This window comes from Amycolatopsis sp. NPDC004378 (genome assembly GCF_053602455.1).
Genome location: NZ_JBSGDR010000001.1, coordinates 159,233 through 178,047, shown reverse-complemented (window position 1 = coordinate 178,047; position 18,815 = coordinate 159,233). Strand labels below are relative to the sequence as shown.

The 18,815-nt window shown below is 71.6% G+C and carries 24 protein-coding genes; 18 read left to right on the top strand and 6 right to left on the bottom strand.

Going from position 1 to position 18,815, the window contains the following annotated elements; all coding sequences use genetic code 11:
• The first annotated feature begins 14 nt into the window (after nt 1-14).
• Together ACWEN0_RS00910 and ACWEN0_RS00905 are read left to right on the top strand one after the other, a co-directional pair.
• On the top strand, nt 15-515 hold the full coding sequence (locus tag ACWEN0_RS00910) for a TetR/AcrR family transcriptional regulator (protein ID WP_451967723.1): 501 nt from the start codon (nt 15-17) through the stop codon (nt 513-515).
• A complete protein-coding gene (locus ACWEN0_RS00905) occupies nt 512-976 on the top strand; it encodes a DUF2867 domain-containing protein (RefSeq protein WP_451967721.1) in 465 nt (154 codons plus the stop codon). Before ACWEN0_RS00910 ends, ACWEN0_RS00905 begins: the two co-directional genes overlap by 4 nt.
• Here ACWEN0_RS00905 and ACWEN0_RS00900 read toward each other — a convergent pair.
• The gene (locus tag ACWEN0_RS00900) at nt 948-1,493 is read right to left on the bottom strand and encodes an NUDIX domain-containing protein (protein WP_451967720.1); all 546 of its coding nucleotides are present in this window, start codon (nt 1,491-1,493) and stop codon (nt 948-950) included. The two genes, ACWEN0_RS00905 and ACWEN0_RS00900, sit on opposite strands and share 29 nt — an antisense overlap.
• Nucleotides 1,494-1,530: 37 nt before the next feature.
• On the opposite strand from ACWEN0_RS00900, the gene nucS reads away from it, so the two are divergent.
• The 10 genes from nucS to ACWEN0_RS00850 all read left to right on the top strand — a co-directional run bounded on the left by nucS (nt 1,531) and on the right by ACWEN0_RS00850 (nt 11,361).
• On the top strand, nt 1,531-2,190 hold the full coding sequence (gene nucS / locus ACWEN0_RS00895; RefSeq protein ID WP_014467679.1) for an endonuclease NucS: 660 nt from the start codon (nt 1,531-1,533) through the stop codon (nt 2,188-2,190).
• A 1-nt stretch (nt 2,191) separates the two neighbouring features.
• Nucleotides 2,192-2,398, top strand: coding sequence for a DUF1653 domain-containing protein (locus ACWEN0_RS00890; protein WP_451967718.1), 207 nt, complete (start codon nt 2,192-2,194; stop codon nt 2,396-2,398).
• Between the two features lie 689 nt (nt 2,399-3,087).
• Nucleotides 3,088-3,864 (top strand): hypothetical protein, encoded by a 777-nt coding sequence (locus ACWEN0_RS00885; RefSeq protein ID WP_451967716.1) that lies wholly within the window; start codon nt 3,088-3,090, stop codon nt 3,862-3,864.
• Nucleotides 3,865-4,060: 196 nt separating this feature from the next.
• Nucleotides 4,061-5,758: a sodium:solute symporter family protein gene (locus ACWEN0_RS00880; RefSeq protein ID WP_451967715.1), complete on the top strand. Its 1,698-nt coding sequence runs from the start codon at nt 4,061-4,063 to the stop codon at nt 5,756-5,758.
• Between the two features lie 10 nt (nt 5,759-5,768).
• Nucleotides 5,769-6,059, top strand: coding sequence for a hypothetical protein (locus ACWEN0_RS00875; protein ID WP_451967713.1), 291 nt, complete (start codon nt 5,769-5,771; stop codon nt 6,057-6,059).
• 47 nt (nt 6,060-6,106) lie between these two features.
• A complete protein-coding gene (locus tag ACWEN0_RS00870; protein ID WP_451967712.1) occupies nt 6,107-7,111 on the top strand; it encodes a DUF3558 domain-containing protein in 1,005 nt (334 codons plus the stop codon).
• Nucleotides 7,112-7,178: 67 nt separating this feature from the next.
• Nucleotides 7,179-8,180: a dihydroxyacetone kinase subunit DhaK gene (dhaK, locus tag ACWEN0_RS00865; protein WP_451967711.1), complete on the top strand. Its 1,002-nt coding sequence runs from the start codon at nt 7,179-7,181 to the stop codon at nt 8,178-8,180.
• Complete coding sequence (gene dhaL, locus ACWEN0_RS00860) at nt 8,180-8,809, top strand: dihydroxyacetone kinase subunit DhaL (RefSeq protein ID WP_451967709.1); 630 nt, start codon at nt 8,180-8,182, stop codon at nt 8,807-8,809. The genes dhaK and dhaL overlap by 1 nt, the downstream gene beginning before the upstream one ends.
• Nucleotides 8,806-9,477, top strand: a complete 672-nt coding sequence (dhaM, locus tag ACWEN0_RS00855; RefSeq protein ID WP_451967708.1) for a dihydroxyacetone kinase phosphoryl donor subunit DhaM — start codon at nt 8,806-8,808, stop codon at nt 9,475-9,477. Before dhaL ends, dhaM begins: the two co-directional genes overlap by 4 nt.
• 120 nt (nt 9,478-9,597) lie before the next feature.
• Complete coding sequence (locus tag ACWEN0_RS00850) at nt 9,598-11,361, top strand: 3-hydroxyacyl-CoA dehydrogenase family protein (protein ID WP_451967706.1); 1,764 nt, start codon at nt 9,598-9,600, stop codon at nt 11,359-11,361.
• On the opposite strand, the gene tsaA is transcribed toward ACWEN0_RS00850, so the two are convergent.
• From tsaA to ACWEN0_RS00835, 3 genes are read right to left on the bottom strand one after another with little or no spacing between them, the layout of a single operon-like run.
• The gene (gene tsaA / locus ACWEN0_RS00845; protein WP_451967705.1) at nt 11,362-11,772 is read right to left on the bottom strand and encodes a tRNA (N6-threonylcarbamoyladenosine(37)-N6)-methyltransferase TrmO; all 411 of its coding nucleotides are present in this window, start codon (nt 11,770-11,772) and stop codon (nt 11,362-11,364) included.
• Nucleotides 11,769-12,194 carry a nucleoside deaminase gene (locus ACWEN0_RS00840; RefSeq protein ID WP_451967704.1) on the bottom strand — a complete coding sequence of 142 codons (426 nt, stop codon included), beginning with the start codon at nt 12,192-12,194 and terminating at the stop codon, nt 11,769-11,771. The genes tsaA and ACWEN0_RS00840 overlap by 4 nt, the downstream gene beginning before the upstream one ends.
• Complete coding sequence (locus ACWEN0_RS00835) at nt 12,191-13,030, bottom strand: LLM class flavin-dependent oxidoreductase (RefSeq protein ID WP_451967702.1); 840 nt, start codon at nt 13,028-13,030, stop codon at nt 12,191-12,193. Before ACWEN0_RS00835 ends, ACWEN0_RS00840 begins: the two co-directional genes overlap by 4 nt.
• A 93-nt stretch (nt 13,031-13,123) precedes the next feature.
• Between ACWEN0_RS00835 and ACWEN0_RS00830 the strand changes: the two genes are divergently transcribed.
• Nucleotides 13,124-13,588, top strand: coding sequence for an Lrp/AsnC family transcriptional regulator (locus tag ACWEN0_RS00830; RefSeq protein ID WP_451967700.1), 465 nt, complete (start codon nt 13,124-13,126; stop codon nt 13,586-13,588).
• A complete protein-coding gene (locus ACWEN0_RS00825) occupies nt 13,572-14,096 on the top strand; it encodes an adenylate kinase (protein WP_451967699.1) in 525 nt (174 codons plus the stop codon). The genes ACWEN0_RS00830 and ACWEN0_RS00825 overlap by 17 nt, the downstream gene beginning before the upstream one ends.
• A 41-nt stretch (nt 14,097-14,137) precedes the next feature.
• Here ACWEN0_RS00825 and ACWEN0_RS00820 read toward each other — a convergent pair whose 3' ends face one another.
• Nucleotides 14,138-14,611, bottom strand: a complete 474-nt coding sequence (locus ACWEN0_RS00820) for an Lrp/AsnC family transcriptional regulator (protein WP_451967698.1) — start codon at nt 14,609-14,611, stop codon at nt 14,138-14,140.
• Between the two features lie 59 nt (nt 14,612-14,670).
• On the opposite strand from ACWEN0_RS00820, the gene ACWEN0_RS00815 reads away from it, so the two are divergent.
• A complete protein-coding gene (locus tag ACWEN0_RS00815; protein ID WP_451967697.1) occupies nt 14,671-15,789 on the top strand; it encodes a trans-sulfuration enzyme family protein in 1,119 nt (372 codons plus the stop codon).
• Here ACWEN0_RS00815 and ACWEN0_RS00810 read toward each other — a convergent pair.
• Nucleotides 15,786-15,998, bottom strand: a complete 213-nt coding sequence (locus ACWEN0_RS00810) for an FmdB family zinc ribbon protein (protein WP_451967696.1) — start codon at nt 15,996-15,998, stop codon at nt 15,786-15,788. The genes ACWEN0_RS00815 and ACWEN0_RS00810 overlap by 4 nt on opposite strands.
• Nucleotides 15,999-16,043: 45 nt before the next feature.
• On the opposite strand from ACWEN0_RS00810, the gene ACWEN0_RS00805 reads away from it, so the two are divergent.
• The 3 genes from ACWEN0_RS00805 to ACWEN0_RS00795 all read left to right on the top strand — a co-directional run bounded on the left by ACWEN0_RS00805 (nt 16,044) and on the right by ACWEN0_RS00795 (nt 18,786).
• The gene (locus ACWEN0_RS00805) at nt 16,044-17,168 is read left to right on the top strand and encodes an alkaline phosphatase family protein (protein ID WP_451967695.1); all 1,125 of its coding nucleotides are present in this window, start codon (nt 16,044-16,046) and stop codon (nt 17,166-17,168) included.
• Between the two features lie 68 nt (nt 17,169-17,236).
• Nucleotides 17,237-18,337 carry an NAD/NADP octopine/nopaline dehydrogenase family protein gene (locus ACWEN0_RS00800; protein WP_451967693.1) on the top strand — a complete coding sequence of 367 codons (1,101 nt, stop codon included), beginning with the start codon at nt 17,237-17,239 and terminating at the stop codon, nt 18,335-18,337.
• Between the two features lie 143 nt (nt 18,338-18,480).
• The gene (locus ACWEN0_RS00795) at nt 18,481-18,786 is read left to right on the top strand and encodes a hypothetical protein (RefSeq protein ID WP_451967691.1); all 306 of its coding nucleotides are present in this window, start codon (nt 18,481-18,483) and stop codon (nt 18,784-18,786) included.
• Nucleotides 18,787-18,815: the final 29 nt, after the last annotated feature.

The window sequence follows — 18,815 nt, the reverse complement described above, 5'->3', positions numbered from 1 at the left end:
GGTATGGTCGAGCCGTGGCGAGCAAGCGGGACTGGCTGGACGCGGGGTTGGCGCTGCTGGCGGAGCAGGGCGCGCCCGCCGTGACGATCGAGCGGCTGACCGAACGGCTCGGCCTGTCGAAGGGCTCCTTCTACCACCACTTCAAGGGCACGGGCGGCTTCCGCACCGCGCTGCTGGAGCACTTCGAAGCCGAACGCACCACGCGGTTCGTCGAGGAGGCCGAAGCCGCGGAGGGCGATCGGCTGGGTGCGTTGCTGAAGCTCGTCCTCGCGCCGGGACCCGGGCCGGAGCTGGAGATCGCCGTCCGGGCGTGGGCCCTGCAGGACGCCGAGGCGAGGGCGGTCCAGGAGCGCGTCGACCGGACCCGCGTGGCCTACCTGACCGAGATCAGCGGCGACGCCGACCTCGCGCAGGCGCTGTACCTGGTCGTCGTCGGCGCGGGCCAGGTCGTGCCGCCGCTGCCCGGCCGGCAGCTCAAGAACGCGCTGGAACTCGTACTGGGGAGACGGAAATGACCGAGCCCTTCGCCGACGGCGCCGACTACGTCGAATTCAAGGAGATCGAGAGCGAGAACAGCCTGCGCGAGTTCGTCGCGGGCGTGTTCGGCTGGTCGCCGGCGTGGCTGAAAGCCCTCTTCGGGGTCCGGTACGTGCTCGCGAAGGCCCTGCGGCTGGAAACGGCCGCGGTCCCGCGCACCGGCCGCCTGCGGCCCGAAGACGTCAGTTTCACGCCCGGCGACCAGGTCGCGGTCTTCACCGTGCGGGCGGGGGATCCCGAGCGCTACCTGGTCGGCGGCATCGACGACAGCCACCTGACCGGGTACCTGACCTTCGAAGCGGTGCCCCGCGGGTTCCGGGTCGGCACGATCGTGCACTTCCACAACCGCGTCGGGCCGGCCTACTTCGCGCTGATCAAACCCTTCCACCACCTGGTGATCCGCGGGATGCTCAAGGCCGGTGCCGCTCGGCCAGCATGAGGTGCGCCCACGCGGAGATCGTCTGCGCGTCGGTGATTTCGCCGGCGAGGATCATCTTCTCGACGTCCGAGCGCGAGAACCACGCGCTGCGCATGTCCTGCTCTTCGTGCTCGCGTTCCGGCTCGCCCTCGGTGAGGTCGGTGGCGAGGAACACCCAGCCGCGCTGGCTGCTCATGCCGGGCGCGACGTCGAGCTTGCCGAGCAGGACCATCGAACCGGCGCGCAGCCCGGTTTCCTCGCGCAGCTCGCGCGCGGCGAGTTCCTCGGGCGGCAGGTCGGCCAGGTCCGGCGCGGTGCCCTGCGGGAACTCCCAGCGCCGCTCGCCCAGCGGGTAGCGGAACTGCTCGACCAGCCGGAACCGTTCCCCGTCCTGCGCGATGACGAGCGCGTAGTCGGGCTTGTCGATCACGCCGTAGATGCCGGGAGAGCCGTCGGGACGGCGGATGTCGTCCTCCCGCACGGTCATCCAGTTGTTCCGGTACACCTCGCGGGACGCGACACGCTGAATGGGGTCCACGCGCCCAGTATCACCGACCCTGTCCTACCCTCCTCGGGTGCGTCTCGTGATCGCGCGGTGCCAGGTCGACTACGCCGGCCGGCTGACCGCCCACCTACCGATGGCCACCCGGCTGCTGCTCGTGAAGTCCGACGGCTCGGTGTCGGTGCACTCCGACGACCGCGCGTACAAGCCGCTGAACTGGATGAGCCCGCCGTGCTGGCTGATCGAGGACGGCAAGCTCTGGATCGTCGAGAACAAGCAGGGCGAGAAGCTGGTGATCTCCATCGAGGAGGTCTTCCACGACTACTCCCAGGCCCTCGGCGCGGAGCCGGGCCTGCAGAAGGACGGCGTCGAGGCGCACCTGCAGGAGCTGCTGGCCGAGCACATCAAGACCCTCGGCGACGGCTACACGCTGGTCCGCCGCGAGTTCCCGACGGCGATCGGCCCGGTGGACATCATGGCCCGCGACGCCGACGGCAAGTCGGTGGCGGTGGAGATCAAGCGCCGCGGCGAAATCGACGGCGTCGAGCAGCTGACGCGGTACCTGGAGCTGCTCAACCGCGACCCGCTGCTGGCGCCGGTCCAGGGCGTGTTCGCCGCGCAGATCATCAAGCCGCAGGCCCGCACGCTGGCCGAGGACCGCGGCATCCGCTGCCTGACCCTGGACTACGACGAGCTGCGCGGCATCGAGTCCGACGAGTTCCGGCTGTTCTGACGTGGAACCCGGCCGGTACGTCCACTACAAGGGCGGCGAGTACGAGGTGCTCGGCGTGGCCCGCCACAGCGAAACCGAAGAGCGTTTGGTGGTTTACCGCGCGCTTTACGGCGAGCAGGGGCTGTGGGTGCGGCCCGAGGTGATGTTCGGCGAGACCGTCGAGACGGCGGCGGGCTCGGTGCCGCGGTTCCGGCGCGTCACGGACTGAAGACCTCCGGGTTCGCGCGCACGAACTCCTCGAACGTCGTCGCCGGACGGCCGGTGAGGTCGCCGACCACCGACGTCACCCGCTCCGCCATGCCGGTACGCGCGGGCGACGTGGCCTCCGGTCGTCAGGACCCGGGCCGCGACGCGGGCGATGTCGCCGTCGAGCGCGGCCGGGAACCCCGCGGGGTAGGCGAGGTCCAGGAGCGCCGCACGGGCCCGGGCGGGGTCGCGGTACGCGGGGCGCACGGGTGCGCCGAGTGCGCGCAGTTCGGCGAGCGGGGCGGAACCGACGTTGCCGCTCGCGCCGGTCACCAGGATCATCCGGCCACCACCGACAGAAACCGGCCGTCTCACGGGCGGACCGAGACCGAATCGATGCCGAATTCCGGTATCTCATTCACGGTCGATTACTCCGCAAGGAAATCGTTCACCCGATACCCGTCATGGAAGTGATCGGCTCCTTTCTGACCTGCCTTTATGCGCTGTTCGGGTGAGTTCGGGATCTTATTGCGCGAACTCGTGGGACAATCTTTTTCGAGGGGTTCCGCCGGTGCGTCCGGCGTGGCCGGAGGGTGGCGCGCTCGGCCGTCTTTCTTTGTCGTGCCAACGTTTCAGTCCGCCTTCGAGCTCGGTGTGCGCACGTGGTCCGGCCGGTGCGCGCGCGTTTTCGCCTGCACGGAGGAGGAAGTCATGCGTTATCGCCCACTCGGTTCCGATCCGGCCGACCCGCGCCTGGGGCGGTTCATTCCGGACGACTGGCGGCACGTCGAAAGGTATCCGCTGAGCGCGCTCGCCGAAGAGGCCCGGCCCACCCGGGTGCCGGTCGTCATCGGCGTCAACTGGTACTCCGCGTTCGACACCCCGGAGCAGGACAAGACCTCCGGGGAGTTCTTCATCGCGAAGGCCGGCGTCGCGCAGCTCGGCCGGATCCGCGGCGGGCACTGCGTCTGCCTCGAACCGGGCGGGACGCCGGACACCGACGCCTACTACGCGTTCTACGACCAGGGGCGCGAAGGTGCCTGCGTCGGCTTCGGCTGGTCGCGCTGCATGTCGCTCTTCAACGGCAGTGAGTACACCGCCCTCTGGCTCTGGGACGCGGCCAAGAAGCGCGACGAGTGGCCCGAGACCAACCCCGGCGACGACAACGGCACGTCGGTCCGCGCCGCGGCCGAGGTGCTCAAGGAAGCCGGGCACGTGCTGTGGGACGACGCGTACAAGAACGACGACTGGCAGACGCGCGACAAGCTCGTGCCCGACATCAAGCAGGGCATCAAGGCGTTCCGCTGGGCGAAGTCCGTCGAAGACGTGCACGCCGTGCTGGCCAACCCGCGTGCCGACGCGCTCGGCGCGGTGCCCCTGCTCAACTCGTGGGGCCCGGGCTACCCGCACCGCACGTACCTGCCCGACGCCGTGCTCGCCAAGCTGATCGAAGAAGACGGCGAGATCGCCGTGCCGACCGATCGGTGATCACCGGCCGCTCCCGCGGCGCGTGACGAAGGCGCGTTTCCCCAGCTCAAGGCCGGGGAGGCGCGCCTTTCGGCCATTTTGGACCGGTCAGCGTGCCGACCCTGAATCCATGCAGTACTGTCCGGATCCGACAGGACAGTGGTGATTCCTGTGGGTTGTTGTCCAGTTTGAAAAGATACGGCGGGAGGTGGGTCGGGTGCTCGTCCTAGCCGATGCGAACCTGCGACTCGACGCGAGCGCGATCGACTACATCGAGTTGGCGTTCTACTTCGTCCTGGTGCTCGGCATCGGGTACCTGGCACGGCGGCAGGTGTCGAGCAGTCTCGACTTCTTCCTCTCGGGCCGCTCGCTGCCCGCCTGGGTCACCGGCCTGGCGTTCATCTCGGCGAACCTCGGCGCGGTCGAGGTCATGGGCATGTCGGCCAACGGCGCCCAGTACGGCCTGCCGACTGTGCACTACTTCTGGATCGGCGCCATCCCGGCGATGCTGTTCCTCGGCATCGTGATGATGCCGTTCTACTACGGCTCGAAGGTCCGCAGCGTCCCGGAGTTCATGCGCCGCCGCTTCGGCAAGCCCGCCCACCTGCTCAACGGCATCAGCTTCGCCGCCGCCCAGATCCTGATCGCGGGCGCGAACCTGTTCCTGCTGGCCAGCGTCGTGAACCTGCTGCTGGGCTGGCCGATCTGGGTGTCGATCATCGTCGCCGCCGTGATCGTCCTCTCCTACACCGCGCTCGGCGGCCTGTCCGCCGCGATCTACAACGAGGTGCTGCAGTTCTTCGTGATCGTCATCGCCCTGGTGCCGCTCACGATCATCGGCCTGGTGAAGGTCGGCGGCTGGGAAGGCCTCGTCGACAAGGTCACCAACAGCCCCGGCGGCACCGCGCAGCTGCACTCCTGGCCGGGCGACAACCTCACCGGCTTCGGCAACAACATCCTGTCGATCCTGGGCATCGTCTTCGGCCTCGGGTTCGTCCTCTCCTTCGGCTACTGGACGACCAACTTCGTCGAGGTCCAGCGCGCGATGGCGTCGAAGAGCATGTCGGCCGCGCGCCGGACGCCGATCATCGGCGCGTTCCCGAAGATGCTGGTCCCGTTCATCGTGATCATCCCCGGCATGATCGCCGCGGTCAGCGTGTCCGAGTACGTGAAGGACAAGCAGATCCTGCTGGACGGCGGCAAGGCACCCAGCGGCGTCACGTTCAACAACGCGCTCCTGCTGCTGATGCGCGACCTGCTGCCGAACGGCATGCTCGGTATCGCGATCGCCGGCCTGCTCGCCTCCTTCATGGCCGGCATGGCGGCGAACCTCAGCTCGTTCAACACCGTCTTCACCTACGACATCTGGCAGACCTACGTCCAGAAGGACAAGCCGGACGGCTACTACCTGCGTCTCGGCCGCCTGGTGACGTCGGTCGGCACGATCCTCGCGATCGGCACCGCGTTCATCGCGTCGAACTCCGGCAACATCCTGAACTACCTGCAGGACCTGTTCTCGTTCTTCAACGCGCCGCTGTTCGCGACGTTCATCCTGGGCATGTTCTGGAAGCGGATGACGCCGCACGCCGGCTGGAGCGGCCTGCTGCTGGGCACCGCGTCCGCCATCACGGTCTGGGGGCTGTCCCAGGCCGGGGTGATCGGGCTGAGCGGGCAGGGCACGAGCTTCGTCGCCGCGGGCACCGCGTTCGTCGTCGACATCGTGGTGAGCGTCGTGGTGTCGCTCGCGACCAAGCCGAAGCCGGACTCCGAGCTCGTCGGGCTGGTCTACTCGCTCACCCCGCGCGACTCCCTCAAGCACGACGACACCGGCGAGAACGCGGGCTGGTACCGCAAGCCGGGCCTGCTCGCGGGCATCGTGCTCATCCTGACCATCGCCCTCAACGCCATCTTCTAGGGAGGCCGGTATGGCTACCGAGTCCGGCGCGCGGCCGCACAAGGCGGGCGCCTTCGACATCCGGCTGATCATCGCCCTGCTGATCGGCGTCTACGGGATCATCCTCACGGTCATGGGCATCGGCTTCACCTCCGACCAGGAGATCGCGAAGGCGGCCGGCGTCAACATCAACCTGTGGGCCGGCATCGGCATGCTGGTGGTCGCCGCGCTGTTCTTCGTCTGGGCCAAGGTGCGGCCGCTGGTCGTCCCGGCGCAGACCGGGACCGAGGGCGACGACACACCCGCGAACCCGGCCGAATAGCCGGGTTGTCCGGACAGGGGCACGCGGTTGCCGCTACCGTGCACCGCGTGCTCCTTGATGTTCGACGCCGTCGTCTGCCGACGCTGTTCCTGCTGGTCACCGCCCTCGCGCTGCCGCTGACCGCGTGCGGGCAGGACCTCGGCAAGGCCAACTTCGCGCGGACGACGGTGCCCGCGGCGGCCGGCACCGGCCAGCCCGGCGACGGCCCGATCACCGACGCCGCGGTGGCGGTCAACGCGCTGCGCGCGGTCAAGCCGTGCCAGTTCCTCACCAAGGACGCGCTCGGCGCGCTCGGGCTCGGCACCGTCGAGGAGGACCCGTCGCCGTCGTCGATCGCCTTCGAGACCTGCACCAACAAGGTGAAGGACCCGGGCGGCAAGGAGATGCGGCTCGAGTTCGAGATCGGCAGCACGCTGCTGCCGAACGCGGACAAGACGACCGGGCAGTCCGGCGGGCTGCCGGTGCGGGTCGGCAAGACCGACGACAGCAACTGCACGGTCGCGGCGATGACGTCGCTGAACCCGGACATGGCGCTGATGGTGACGGTGACCTACGACGGCGACCCGTGCCGGCCGGGGCAGACGCTGGTGGACGCCATCGTGCAGAAGATGCACAACTCGCCGGAGAAGTACCCGACGCCGGCGGGCACCCTGGTGGCCGCGGACTCGTGCACGGTGGCCGACGCCGCGGCCGTCACTCCGGTCGTGCCGGCCGCGAAGTCCGCGCCGATCGGTCTGCACAGCTGCGAGTGGCAGAGCAACGGCACGGACCCGACCGTGCGGGTCGCGTTCCGGCCGGGCCTGCCGCCGATCGTCGGGGACGGCAGTTCCAAGGTGGACCTCGGCGGCGGCGTCACCGGCTTCCAGAAGAAGGGGACCACGACCACGTCGCGGTGCACCGTCGAGTGGCAGCACCGCCCGTGGCAGGGCGACGACGTCGAGCTGGCCCAAGTGGACTACCAGAACTACGCCGCCCAAGCGGACACCGACGACCCCTGCGGCAAGGCGGTCGCGGTCGCGAAGAACGTGGTCACGAAGCTTCCGAAAGCCTGACCTGGCGGTCGGCCGCGCGGGGCGGTAGGAAGGGGACACCCCACCCGCCGATGTGCCGGAGGCTGCCGTGAAGAAGATCATCAACGATCCGGCGAACGTGGTCGCGGAGTCGCTGCGGGGGCTCGCCGCCGCGCACGCGGACATCCTTCGCGTCCAATCCGATCCGGACGTCGTGGTCCGGGCGGACGCGCCGGTCGCGGGGAAGGTCGCCGTCATCTCCGGGGGCGGGTCCGGGCACGAGCCGCTGCACGGCGGGTTCGTGGGGCCGGGCATGCTCGCCGCCGCGGTGCCGGGCGCGGTGTTCACCTCGCCGACGCCGGACGCCGTGCAGGCCGCGGTCACCGCGACGACCGGCGACGCGGGCGCCCTCCTCATCGTGAAGAACTACACCGGCGACGTGCTGAACTTCGAGACGGCCGCCGAGCTGGCCGCCGCCGAGGGCCTCGACGTGCGCAGCGTCGTGATCGACGACGACGTCGCGGTCAAGGACTCGACCTACACCGCGGGCCGCCGCGGGGTCGGCGGCACGGTGCTGCTGGAGAAGCTCACCGGCGCCGCCGCCGAGCGCGGCGACTCGCTCGACGCCGTGACCGCGCTGGCGCAGAAGGTGATCGGCCAGGTGCGCTCGATCGGTGTCGCGCTGACTGCGCCGACCGTGCCGCACGCCGGCACCCCGAGCTTCGACCTCGGCGAGGGCGAGATCGAGTTCGGCATCGGCATCCACGGCGAGCCCGGCCGCGAGCGGATCCCGCTCGAACCGGCCGACGCGCTGGTGGCGCGGCTCGTCGAGGCGGTCGTCTCCGACCTGCCGTTCGAGTCCGGTGACCGCGTGCTGCTGTTCACCAACTCGATGGGCGGCACCCCGCTGGTCGAGCTCTACCTGGCCCACGGCATCGCCGAGCGCTTGCTCGCCGAGCGTGGGATCGTGGTCGAACGCCGGCTGGTCGGCCCGTACATCACCAGCCTCGAGATGCAGGGGATGAGTCTGACGTTGCTCAAGCTGGACGATGAGCTGACCGAGCTCTGGGACGCGCCCGTCAACACCGCGGCCCTGCGGTGGGGGATCTGATGACCTGCAAGGCCGACGGTGTCGCGGCCGCCGTGCGCGCCGCGGCGGCCGTGATGGCCGAACACCGCGTTGAGCTGATCGAGCTCGACCGCGCGATCGGCGACGGCGACCACGGCGAGAACATGAACCGCGGGTTCACCGCCGTCGTCGCGGGGCTCGACGCCGGCGCGCCCGAGACGCCGGGCGCGGTGCTGAAGCTCGTCGCGACGACGTTGATCTCCAAGGTCGGCGGGGCCGCGGGACCGTTGTACGGCACGGCATTCCTGCGTGCCTCGGCGAAGCTCGGCGCCGCCGGCGAACTCGACGTCGCGGGCCTGCTCGACGCGCTGCGCGCCGGTCTCGAAGGCGTCCAAGCCCGGGGCAAGGCCGTCGGTGGTGACGCGACCATGGTCGACGCGCTGATCCCGGCCGTGTCGGCCGCGGAGAAGGCGGCCGAGGACGGCGGGGACGTCGCCGCGGTGCTGACCGCGGCGGCCGACGCGGCCGACCGCGGTGCGGAGTCCACAGTGGACCTGGTGCCGCGCAAGGGCCGCGCGTCCTACCTCGGCGAGCGCGCGGTGGGGCACATGGACCCAGGTGCGCGCTCGTCGGCGCTGCTGCTGCGCGCCTTCGCGGAGGCCGCCCGGTGAGCGTCGGGATCGTGCTCGTCTCGCACAGCGCGAAACTCGCGGAAGGCCTGGCCGAGCTGGCCGCCCAGATGGCGCCGGACGTCACCATCGTGGCGGCCGGCGGCCTCTCCGACGGCTCGATCGGCACGGACTACGACGAGGTCGTCGCCGCCACCCAGCGCGCGGACTCCGGGTCCGGGGTGGTGCTGCTGTACGACCTCGGCAGCGCGCAGATGACGGCGGAGCTCGCCGTCGAATCGCTGGCCGACCCGTCGGCCGCCGTCGTCGCGGACGGCCCGCTGGTCGAAGGCGCGATCGCGGCGGCGGTCGCGGCCCAGGCGGGCCAGGACCGCAAGGCGGTGGCGGAGGCCGCCGCGGCGGCCGGGCTGCCCGAGGACCTCGCACCCGCGGAGGCGACCTCCGGGGGTGACGAGATCGAGCTGGTGCTGCACAACGAGGTCGGGCTGCACGCGCGGCCGGCCGCCGTGCTGGTGCGCGCGCTGAGCGCGTTCGACGCCGAGGTCACCATCCGGCTCGGCGACCAGGAGGCGGACGCGCACAGCGTGCTGGCCCTGATGTCGCTCGGCGCCCGGCAGGGTGACCGGATCCGGGTGCGGGCGCGCGGCCCGCAGGCTTCGGCCGCGCTGGACAAGGCGAAAGAGCTGGTGGACAGCAATTTCGGCGAGTGAGCCGACGGTCGCCGACCGGGTGACTTGCGCGGTTCTGACTCGATTCCGTCTGGGCTTCCGGCGGTTCCGTGTGGCAGAGTCGGGACCAATTACCAGCGAGTAACATCTCTGGAGGCCTCGATGGCGCGGGACATCTCGACGGTCGGAGTGGTCGGCCTGGGCACGATGGGGGCCGGGATCGCCGAAGTGCTCGCGCGCAGCGGGCTCGACGTCGTCACGGTCGAGCTCGACGAAGCGGGCGTCGCCCGGGGCCGCGGGCACCTGGAGCACTCCACCGAGCGAGCGCTCTCCGGCGGCAAGCTCGACGCCGCCGGCCGGGAAGCGCTGCTGGGCCGGATCCGGTACGGCACCTCGCTCTCCGATCTGTCCGAAGTGGACTTCGTGGTCGAGGCGATCCCGGAGAGCCTGGGGCTGAAGGCGGACGTCTTCGCTGAGCTCGACAAGATCACCCGGCCCGAGGTCGTGTTCGCGTCCAACACGTCGTCGCTGTCGATCACCGAGATCGGCGTGCACACGACGCGGCCGGGCAAGGTCGTCGGCATGCACTTCTTCAACCCGGCGCCGGTGCAGAAGCTCGTCGAGATCGTGAAGACGGTGGTGACCGAGCCGGAGGTGGTCACCGAGGTCGTCGCGTTCGCCGAGCGGCTGGGCAAGGTGCCGGTGGTGATCGGCGACCGCGCCGGGTTCATCGCGAACGCCCTGCTGTTCGGCTACCTCAACCACGCGGTCCGGATGTACGAGCAGCGCTACGCCACGCGCGAGGACCTCGACGCCGCGATGCGCTACGGCTGCGGCTACCCGATGGGCCCGCTCGCGCTGCTCGACCTGATCGGGCTCGACACCGCGTACGAAATCCTCGACACGATGTACCACCAGTCCCGCAACCGGCTGCACGCGCCGGCGCCGCTGCTCAAGCAGATGATCACGGCGGGCCTGCTGGGCCGCAAGACCGGCCGCGGCTTCTACACCTACGACGCGCCGGACTCGCCCCGCGTGGTCGACGCCGTCGAGTCCACTGTGGACACAGTGGAGCCGCGCCCGGTCGCCCGCGTCGGCGTGATCGGCACCGGGACGATGGCCACGGGCATCGCGGAGGTCTTCGCGAAGCGCGGCCTCGACGTCGTGGTGCGGGCTCGGAGCATGGAAAAGGCCCAGGCGTCGGTGGCGCGCGTCAAGAAGTCGCTCGACAAGGCCGTGGTCAAGGGCAAACTGTCCGAAGAGGACGCTTCGGCCGCGCTGGCCCGCATCACCCCGGTGACCGACTTCGAGGCGCTGGCCGACGTCGACCTGGTCGTCGAGGCGGTGGCCGAGGAGCTGTCGGTGAAGCAGGCCGTGTTCGCGGCCCTGGACGAGGTCGTCCGCCCGGGCGCGGTCCTGGCGACGACGACGTCGTCCCTGCCGGTGATCGAATGCGCGGCGGCGACGTCCCGCCCGTCCGACGTGGTCGGCCTCCACTTCTTCAACCCGGCCCCGGTGATGAAGCTGGTCGAGGTGGTCTCGACGATCGCGACCGCCCCGGACGTGGTGGCCACCGCGAGCGCGGTCTGCGCCGCGGTCGGCAAGCACGCGGTCCACTGTGGCGACCGCGCGGGCTTCATCGTCAACGCGCTGCTGTTCCCGTACCTCAACGACGCGGTGAAGATGCTGGAAGCCCACTACGCGGAAGCGGACGACATCGACACGGCCATGAAGGTGGGCTGTGGCCTGCCGATGGGCCCGTTCGCGCTGCTGGACGTCGTCGGGCTGGACGTTTCCCTGGCGATCCAGCGGACGTTGTACAACGAGTTCCGGGAAGAGGGTTTCGCGCCCGCGCCGCTGCTCGAGCACCTGGTGACGGCCGGGCGGCTCGGGCGGAAGACCGGGAAGGGCTTCAAGGACTACTGATCAGCGCTCGGTCACCTCGCCTAGGACCGGCTTGACGTCCAGGACCGGGGTGCCGTCGATCGCCTCCAGTCCGGTCACCGTCAGCGTGCCGTTCGCGGCTTCCGTCACCGTCACCGTGTGGAGGCCGATCGGGTTCGGGCGGTCGGGGGAGCGCGTCGAGAACACTCCAGTGCTCGGCCGCTCCGGGTCGCCGCGCGGGTGCACCGCACGGACGTCGCGGTCGGCCTCGTGCAGCCACGTCAGCAGCACCAGGCGGTCGCCCGGGCGGACGTCGGCCGCCGCCCGGTGGAACTCCGGCGCGAACACCACGCGGGCCGGCGGCGCGCCCTCGTCACCCTGCTTCGGGGCCGCCGCGCGGTCCGTCAGGGGCGACTCGACGCGCGCCACCGGGCGCACTTCGTAGCTCGTCACGTGTAGTAGCCCTCGACCGGCACGCGGGCCTCGTCGAACAGCGCCGGGCCTTCCGTTTCGTAGCCCCAGGTGACCGGCGGGCGCAGCGTGAGGAACTGCTCCGTCGACAGCGCGAAGACGACGCGGCCGAGCCCGGACCGCTCGATCGCGCCGGTGCACATCCCGCACGGCTGCGTGCTGGTGAACATCGTCGTCTTCGCCGCGGTTCCCGGGTCCAGGTTGCGCGCCGCCCAGCGGGCGAGCTTCAGCTCCGGGTGCGCGGTGATGTCGTTGTCGGTCAGCGAGGTGTTGCGGTCCTCCACCAGGACGGTGCCGTCGGCGTCGGCCAGCAGGGAGCCGAACGGTGGGTTGCCGTGGTCCTCGCGTGCCTCCCTGGCGAGCTCGATCGCGCGCCGCAACAGGGCTTCTTCGGTGTCCTTCACCGGTTCTCCTTCCAGGCCGCGGCCACCGCCGCGAGGTCCCGCCATGCGACCTCCGGGTGGAGGGTTTCGGCGGGGTCCGAATCGAACGGGTCGAGCACGACGGTGTCCGCGCCCAGGTCCCGCAGCCGCGCCAGGTCGTCGAGGACCTGGCCGAGGGTGCCTTCCCCGGCCCGCCGGTCCGGCCCGGTCACCGGGGTTTCGGTGACCCGCAAGAGGATCCGCGGCGCGAAGGCCGGCACGGGCCGGTCGCCGGCCAGGGTTTTCAGCCGCGCCAAGCCGTCCCGGAACCCGCGCATGGTCATCTGCAGCGGGTGCCAGGCGTCGCCGAGCTCCACCGCGCGGCGCAGCCCGGCGTCGCTGTGCCCGCCGAGCCAGAGCGGGATCGGGCCGGCGCGGTAGTCGTCGTGGTCGGCCCAGGCCGCGCGGATCGCGCGGAGGTATTCGCCGGTGAGCTTCCCGCGCTGCTCGAACGGCACGCCGAGCGCGGCGAACTCCTGCTTCGCCCAGCCGATGCCGGCGCCGAGCACCAGCCGGCCGCCGCTGAGCGCGTCGAGGTTCGCCGCCATCCGCGCGACCAGCAGCGGGTGCCGGTACGGCACCACCAGCACCGTGGTGCCCAGCCGCACCCGGCTCGTGACGCCGGCCAGCCAGGACAGCGTCGTGAACGGCTCGTAGAACGGCGCCGGGTACTGGCCGGCGACGTCGGGCGTGACCGCCACGTGGTCGGACACCATCAGCAGGTCGAAGCCGAGGCCCTCCACGGTCCGCGCCCAGTCGCGCAGGACGCCGGGGTCCGTGCCGGGGCCGAAGTTGGGGACGTTCACGCCGATCTTCACCGGGAAAGGCTATCGAGGTCAAAGCCGTGATCGGAAGGGAATGATCACGGCGTTCGGGCGCTGGAGCCGTGGATCTCGCGGTATATTCGCCGAATGACCGAGAGCCTCGACCCGACGGACTGGGCCATCCTCGTCGAGCTCCAGCAGGACGCCCGGCTGCCGCTCACCGAGCTGGGCCGCCGCGTGAACCTCAGCGCGTCCGCGGCCACCGAACGGCTCCGGCGGCTCGAGGCCACGGGCGTGATCACCGGCTACCGCGCGGACGTCGACCTCGGCAAGGTCGGCTACCCGGTGCTCGCCGTCGTCCGGCTCAAGTACCCCGGCAGCCGGCACGAGGCGCTGCACAAGCTGCTGGGCGAGCGCCTCGAGGTCCTGGAATGCCTGCGCACCACGGGCGACGACTGCTACACGCTCAAGGTCGCCGCCGCGTCGATGGCGCACCTCGAGCGCACCATGGACGAGCTGGCCCAGTTCGGCAGCACGACGACCAACGTCGTCTACAGCCAGACCCTGCCCTACCGCGGACCGCGGGAGCCCGCCCGTGACCTCGACGCCTGACCGCATCGTCGTCTACGGCGTGACGGGCTCGGGCAAGTCGACGCTCGCCGCCCGCATCGCCCGCCACACCGGTCTGCCGTACGTCTCGGCCGACGACCTCACCTGGCTGCCGGGCTGGGTCCAGGTGCCCGACGAGGAGCAGCGCCGCCGCATCGCCGAGGTCTGCGCGGGGGACCGCTGGGTCCTCGACGCCGCGTACACCCGGTGGCGGGACGTCGTCCTGCCCCGCGCACAGCTGATCGTGGGCCTCGACTACCCGCGCTGGCTTTCGCTGGGCCGCCTGGTCCGCCGGACGGCCGTGCGCTCGCTGACGCGTGAGCGCATCTGCAACGGCAACGTGGAGTCGTTCCGCCAGATGTTCTCCGCGGACTCGATCATCCGCTGGCACTTCACGTCGTTCGCGCGGAAGCGGGCGACGATCCGGACCTGGGCCGCCGAACCGCCGGGGCCTGCCGTCGTCCGGTTGACCTCCGTGCGCGAGACCCACCGCTGGCTCGCAACGCTGTGACATCAGGCTGTGAGATCAGGCTGGGAGATCAGGCCGGGAGATCAGGCCGGCGGGAGCAGTGGGCCGCCGCTCCAGTGCTGGAAGACGAGGTTCGTGTGCACGCGGGCGACTTCGTCCCGGGCGGTGAGTTCGTCGAGGACCAGCCGTTGCAGCTCGCCGGCCGAGCTGGTCGCGACGTGCGCGAGGAAGTCGTCCGGCCCGGTCAGGTGGTAGACCGCGCGCACTTCCGGCAGGGACAGCAGGTGCTCGACGAACGGGTCGACCAGCGGCCGCCGGTGTGGGCGGACCTGGACGAACAGGAACGCCTCCAGCGGCCGCCCCAGCTTCGCCGCGTCGACGGACGCGTGCTGCCCGGTGATCACGCCCGTGTCCCGCAGCCGGGCGACGCGGTCCAGACACGTCGAAGGCGCCAGGCCGACCGCGGCGGCCAGGTCCTTGTTCGTGATCCGGGCATCGTTCTGCAGCAGGCGCAGAATCTCGAGATCGACCGGACTCAGTTCGACGGAATCGGGCATCGTCGAATGATATCCGAGACTGTTGCCCCCGATCCGGCGAAAGCCCGACGATGCCGGGTATGACTTCCTCGCTGCGCACCCGCGCCGTCCACGCCGGCCGTGACGACCTCACGGACCTCGGCGTGCACGCCGCGCCGCTCGACCTGTCGACGACCTACCCCTCTCGTGACAGCGCCGCCGAAGCCGCCCGGATCGACGACTTCGCCGCCGGCGGTGAGCTCGACGGCCCGCCGATCTACGGCCGGGTGGGCAACCCGACCGTCGAGCGGTTCGAACGGGCGCTCGCCGAGCTCGAAGGGTTCGAGCACGGCGTCGCGTTCGCCAGTGGCATGGCCGCCGTCTCGGCGTGCCTGCTTTCCGCGGTGGCGCAAGGGAAACGGCACGTCGTCGCGGTCCGCCCGCTCTACGGGTGCAGCGACCACCTGCTCGAGTCGGGGCTGCTCGGCACCGAGGTCACCTGGGCCGCGCCGGACGCCGTCGCCGCCGCCCTGCGGCCCGACACCGGGCTGGTGTTCGTCGAGACGCCGGCCAACCCGACCCTCGCCGAGGTCGACGTCGCCGAGCTGGCCCGGGCGTGCGGTGACGTGCCCCTGGCCGTGGACAACACGTTCGCGACGCCGGTGCTCCAGCGCCCGGGCCGCCACGGCGCGCGGATCGTGCTGCACAGCGCGACGAAGTTCCTCGGCGGCCACGGCGACGTCATGGGCGGGATCGTCGCCTGCGACGCCGAGGAAGCCGCCCGGCTGCGCCAGATCCGCTTCGCCACCGGCGGCGTCCTGCACCCGCTCGCCGGGTACCTGTTGCTGCGCGGGCTTTCCACGCTGCCGCTGCGCGTCAACGCCGCGTCGGCGACCGCCTCGACGCTGGCTTCACGGCTCGCGGACCACCCGTCGGTGACGGCCGTCCACTACCCGCGCCTCGGCGGGCCGCTGGTGGCCTTCGAGGTCGAAGGCGACCCGCACGCCCTGATCGGCGCGGTCCGGCTGATCACGCCGGCCGTCAGCCTCGGCAGCGTCGACACGCTGATCCAGCACCCGGGGTCGATCAGCCACCGGATCGTCGACGCCGGCGACCGCCACGACGCGGGCGTGTCCGACCAGCTGATCCGGCTCTCCGCCGGGCTCGAGGACGTCGAGGACCTTTGGGCCGACCTCGAGCAGGCGCTGAAGGCCCTTTAGCCGCAGCAGCCGCCGCCACAGCAGCCACCGCCGCCACCGGCCGGGACCGCGGGTCCGCTCGCGGCCCCGGTCAAGGCGACCGTGGTGAGCAGCTTGACGGTGTCGCGGTGGCCCTCCGGGCAGGCCGCCGGCGCACTGGATTCGCTCATCGGGCGCAGGAGTTCGAACGTCTCGGTGCACTCGCGGCAGCGGTAGGCGTAGGTCGGCATGCCGCGATTATCGCCGGACGGCCGGGTGGATGGGAAGCTGGGCGCGTGCTGCCGCCTTCACTCGCCGATGTCCCGCACCTCGGCCAGGTCGTCCCCTCCCTCCTCGCCGCGCTGGGCGTGCCGGGGTGCGCGAACACGCTGACACTGCCGGAGGCGCGCAGTGCCGGCGTGCTGCTCGTCGACGGGCTGGGCTGGGAGCTCCTCGCCGAGCACGCCGCGGACGCGCCGGTGCTGACCGAGCTGGCCCGCGAGTCGCTGCGCGTGGGCTTCCCGGCCACGACGGCCGCCGGCGTGGCGGCGATCGGGACCGGGCTCGCGTCCGGGGAGCACGGCATGGTCGGCTACACGTTCGAAATGCCCGGCACGGGCGTGCTGAACGCGTTGCGCTGGTGCAGCCACGAAGACGGCAGCGACCTGCGAGGCGCCCTCCCGCCCCGCGAGGTCCAGCCGCTGCAGACGACGTTCGAGCGCGCCACCGCGGCGGGCATCGACGCCGCGGTGGTGTCTTCCGCCAAGTTCCGCGACACGGCCCTGACCCTGGCCACCCAGGGCGGCGCGCGCTACGCCGGGGTGCACGCGCTCGGCGACCTCGCCGCGCGGACGTTGTCGGTGCTCGAAGGCCGGGCGTTCTGCTACGCCTACCACAGCGAACTCGACCTGCTCGGGCACGTCTACGGCCCAGGTTCGGCCGCGTGGCGGATGCAGCTGCGGCAGGTCGACCGGCTCGTCGAGTCCCTTGTGGACGGTCTGCCCGCCGGCGCGCTGCTCGCGGTGGTGGCCGACCACGGGATGGTCACCATCGAGGACAAGCTCGACCTCGAAGACGTCCCCGAGCTGCTCTCGGGGGTCCGGACGTTCGGCGGTGAGGTGCGGGCCCGGCACGTGTACACCGAGCCGGGCGCGGCCGCGGACGTCCTGGCGGCCTGGCGTTCCGTGCTCGGCGACCGCGCGTGGGTGCGCTCGCGGGAGGAGGCCGTCGCCGAGGGGTGGTTCGGGCCTGCCGTCAGCGACCGGGTGCGGCCGCGCATCGGCGACGTCGTCGCCGCGGCCCGGGGGCGGTTCGGGATGGTGCGCGGGCTCGCCGAGGCCGTGGAGACGTCCCTGGTCGGGCAGCACGGCTCGCTCACGACCGCCGAACAGCTCGTGCCGCTGGCGCTCGCCCAGGGGTGACCGCGGGAACTTTCCCGGCCGGAGCACCGACCTGTCCACTGCGTACCCGAGTGACGGGAGTGGGCGGAATGAGCGGGCTGGACGGGATCGGCGTCGTCGGGGCCGGGGGTGAGGGCCGGGCCGTCTCGGCGTACCTCGCCTCGCGGGGGTTGCCCGTGCACCTCTGCACGCGGGATCTCGGGGCCGTGGCGGAGATCGCGCGTCGCCGGGAGATCGTCGCGCACGGGGTGCTCGACGGACGCTTCCCGCTGCGGGAGGTGACCGCGGATCCGGCGTCGCTGGCCGGGCGGGCCGTGGTGCTGGTGGCCACCGTGACCACCGCCTACCCGGAGGTCGCCGTCCGGCTCGCGCCGCACCTGCGCCCGGGCCAGGTGGTGGTGCTGTTCTCCGGAAAGCTGTGCGGGAGCGTCGAATTCGCGCACGCGCTCGCCGCCGCCGGGGCCCCGGCGGTCGACGTCGTCGAGACCGACGCGCTGTTCGCCGCGCGGCCGTCCGGGACCGGTGGCGTGACCGTGCTCGGCACCAAGGGCTGGAACCTGATCTCCGGCAGCGACCCGGCCGCCGTCGGACGGCACGCCGGGCTGCTGCGCGAGTGGTTCCCGATGCTGGAGGTCGCGGGCAACCCGGTCGAGCGCGGCCTGCACGACTTCGGCGCGGTCGCGCACGTGCCGATCGCGCTGGCCAACCTCGGTACCATCGACCGCGCCGAGGAGTTGCTCTTCTACGTCGAAGGCGTCTCCCACCGCACGGTCGCGTTGCTGGAGCGCACCGAAGCCGAGTTCGCCGCCGTCGCGCGGGCGTACGACGCCCGGTTGCTGCCCATGACCGAGGTCCTCGACCGCTACTACGGCTGCCCGGCCACGACGCTGCTCGACGCGTTGCGGACCGTGGAGCCGTACCGGACCATCGCCGCGCCGACCAGCCTCGACCACCGGTTCCTGACCGAGGACATCCGCTCGACGCTCGTGCCGCTGCAGGCCCTCGCGCGGGGTGCCGGGGTCGCCACGCCGATGGTCGACGCCGCGATCACGATCATGTCCGTGCTCGGGGGCGAGGACTTCCGCCGGACCGGCCGGACGCTGGCCCGTCTCGGCTGGGAAGGGCTCGGCCATGACGGGATCCTGCGCCGGCTGCGGGCGGGCGACCGGGTGGCAGGCCGCGCGGCCTGAGCCTCGACGGGCATCACGCGTGCTGGGACGGGCATCACTCGTGTCCAGGGAGGCATCACGTGTGATTGGGGAGGCATCACGCGTGATTGGAGGGGCGACACGCGGGGTGCGACGCTGTGGTGCGGGGCGGTTACGGTTTGGGCGTGCCTCGACGTAATCGTCCCGGCCGCCGTGGGGATGGCGGGCCGCCCGAACGCGACCTCGGCGCCGCGACCGGCTGGGCGCGGGCCGAGTCCGGGAGCGACGGGGACTGGCTCGTGCGGACCGTGCCGGGCTCGCAGGCCGGCAAGGTCTACCGCTGCCCCGGCTGCGACCACGAGATCCGGCCGGGCACGCCGCACGTCGTCGTCTGGCCCGCCGACGAGACCGGGTCCGTCGCCGACCGGCGGCACTGGCACCGCGCCTGCTGGGAGGCCAGGGCCCGCCGCCGGCCCAGCCGCCGCTGGTGAAGGTTCACTCTGGAGTTGTCAAAGATCGC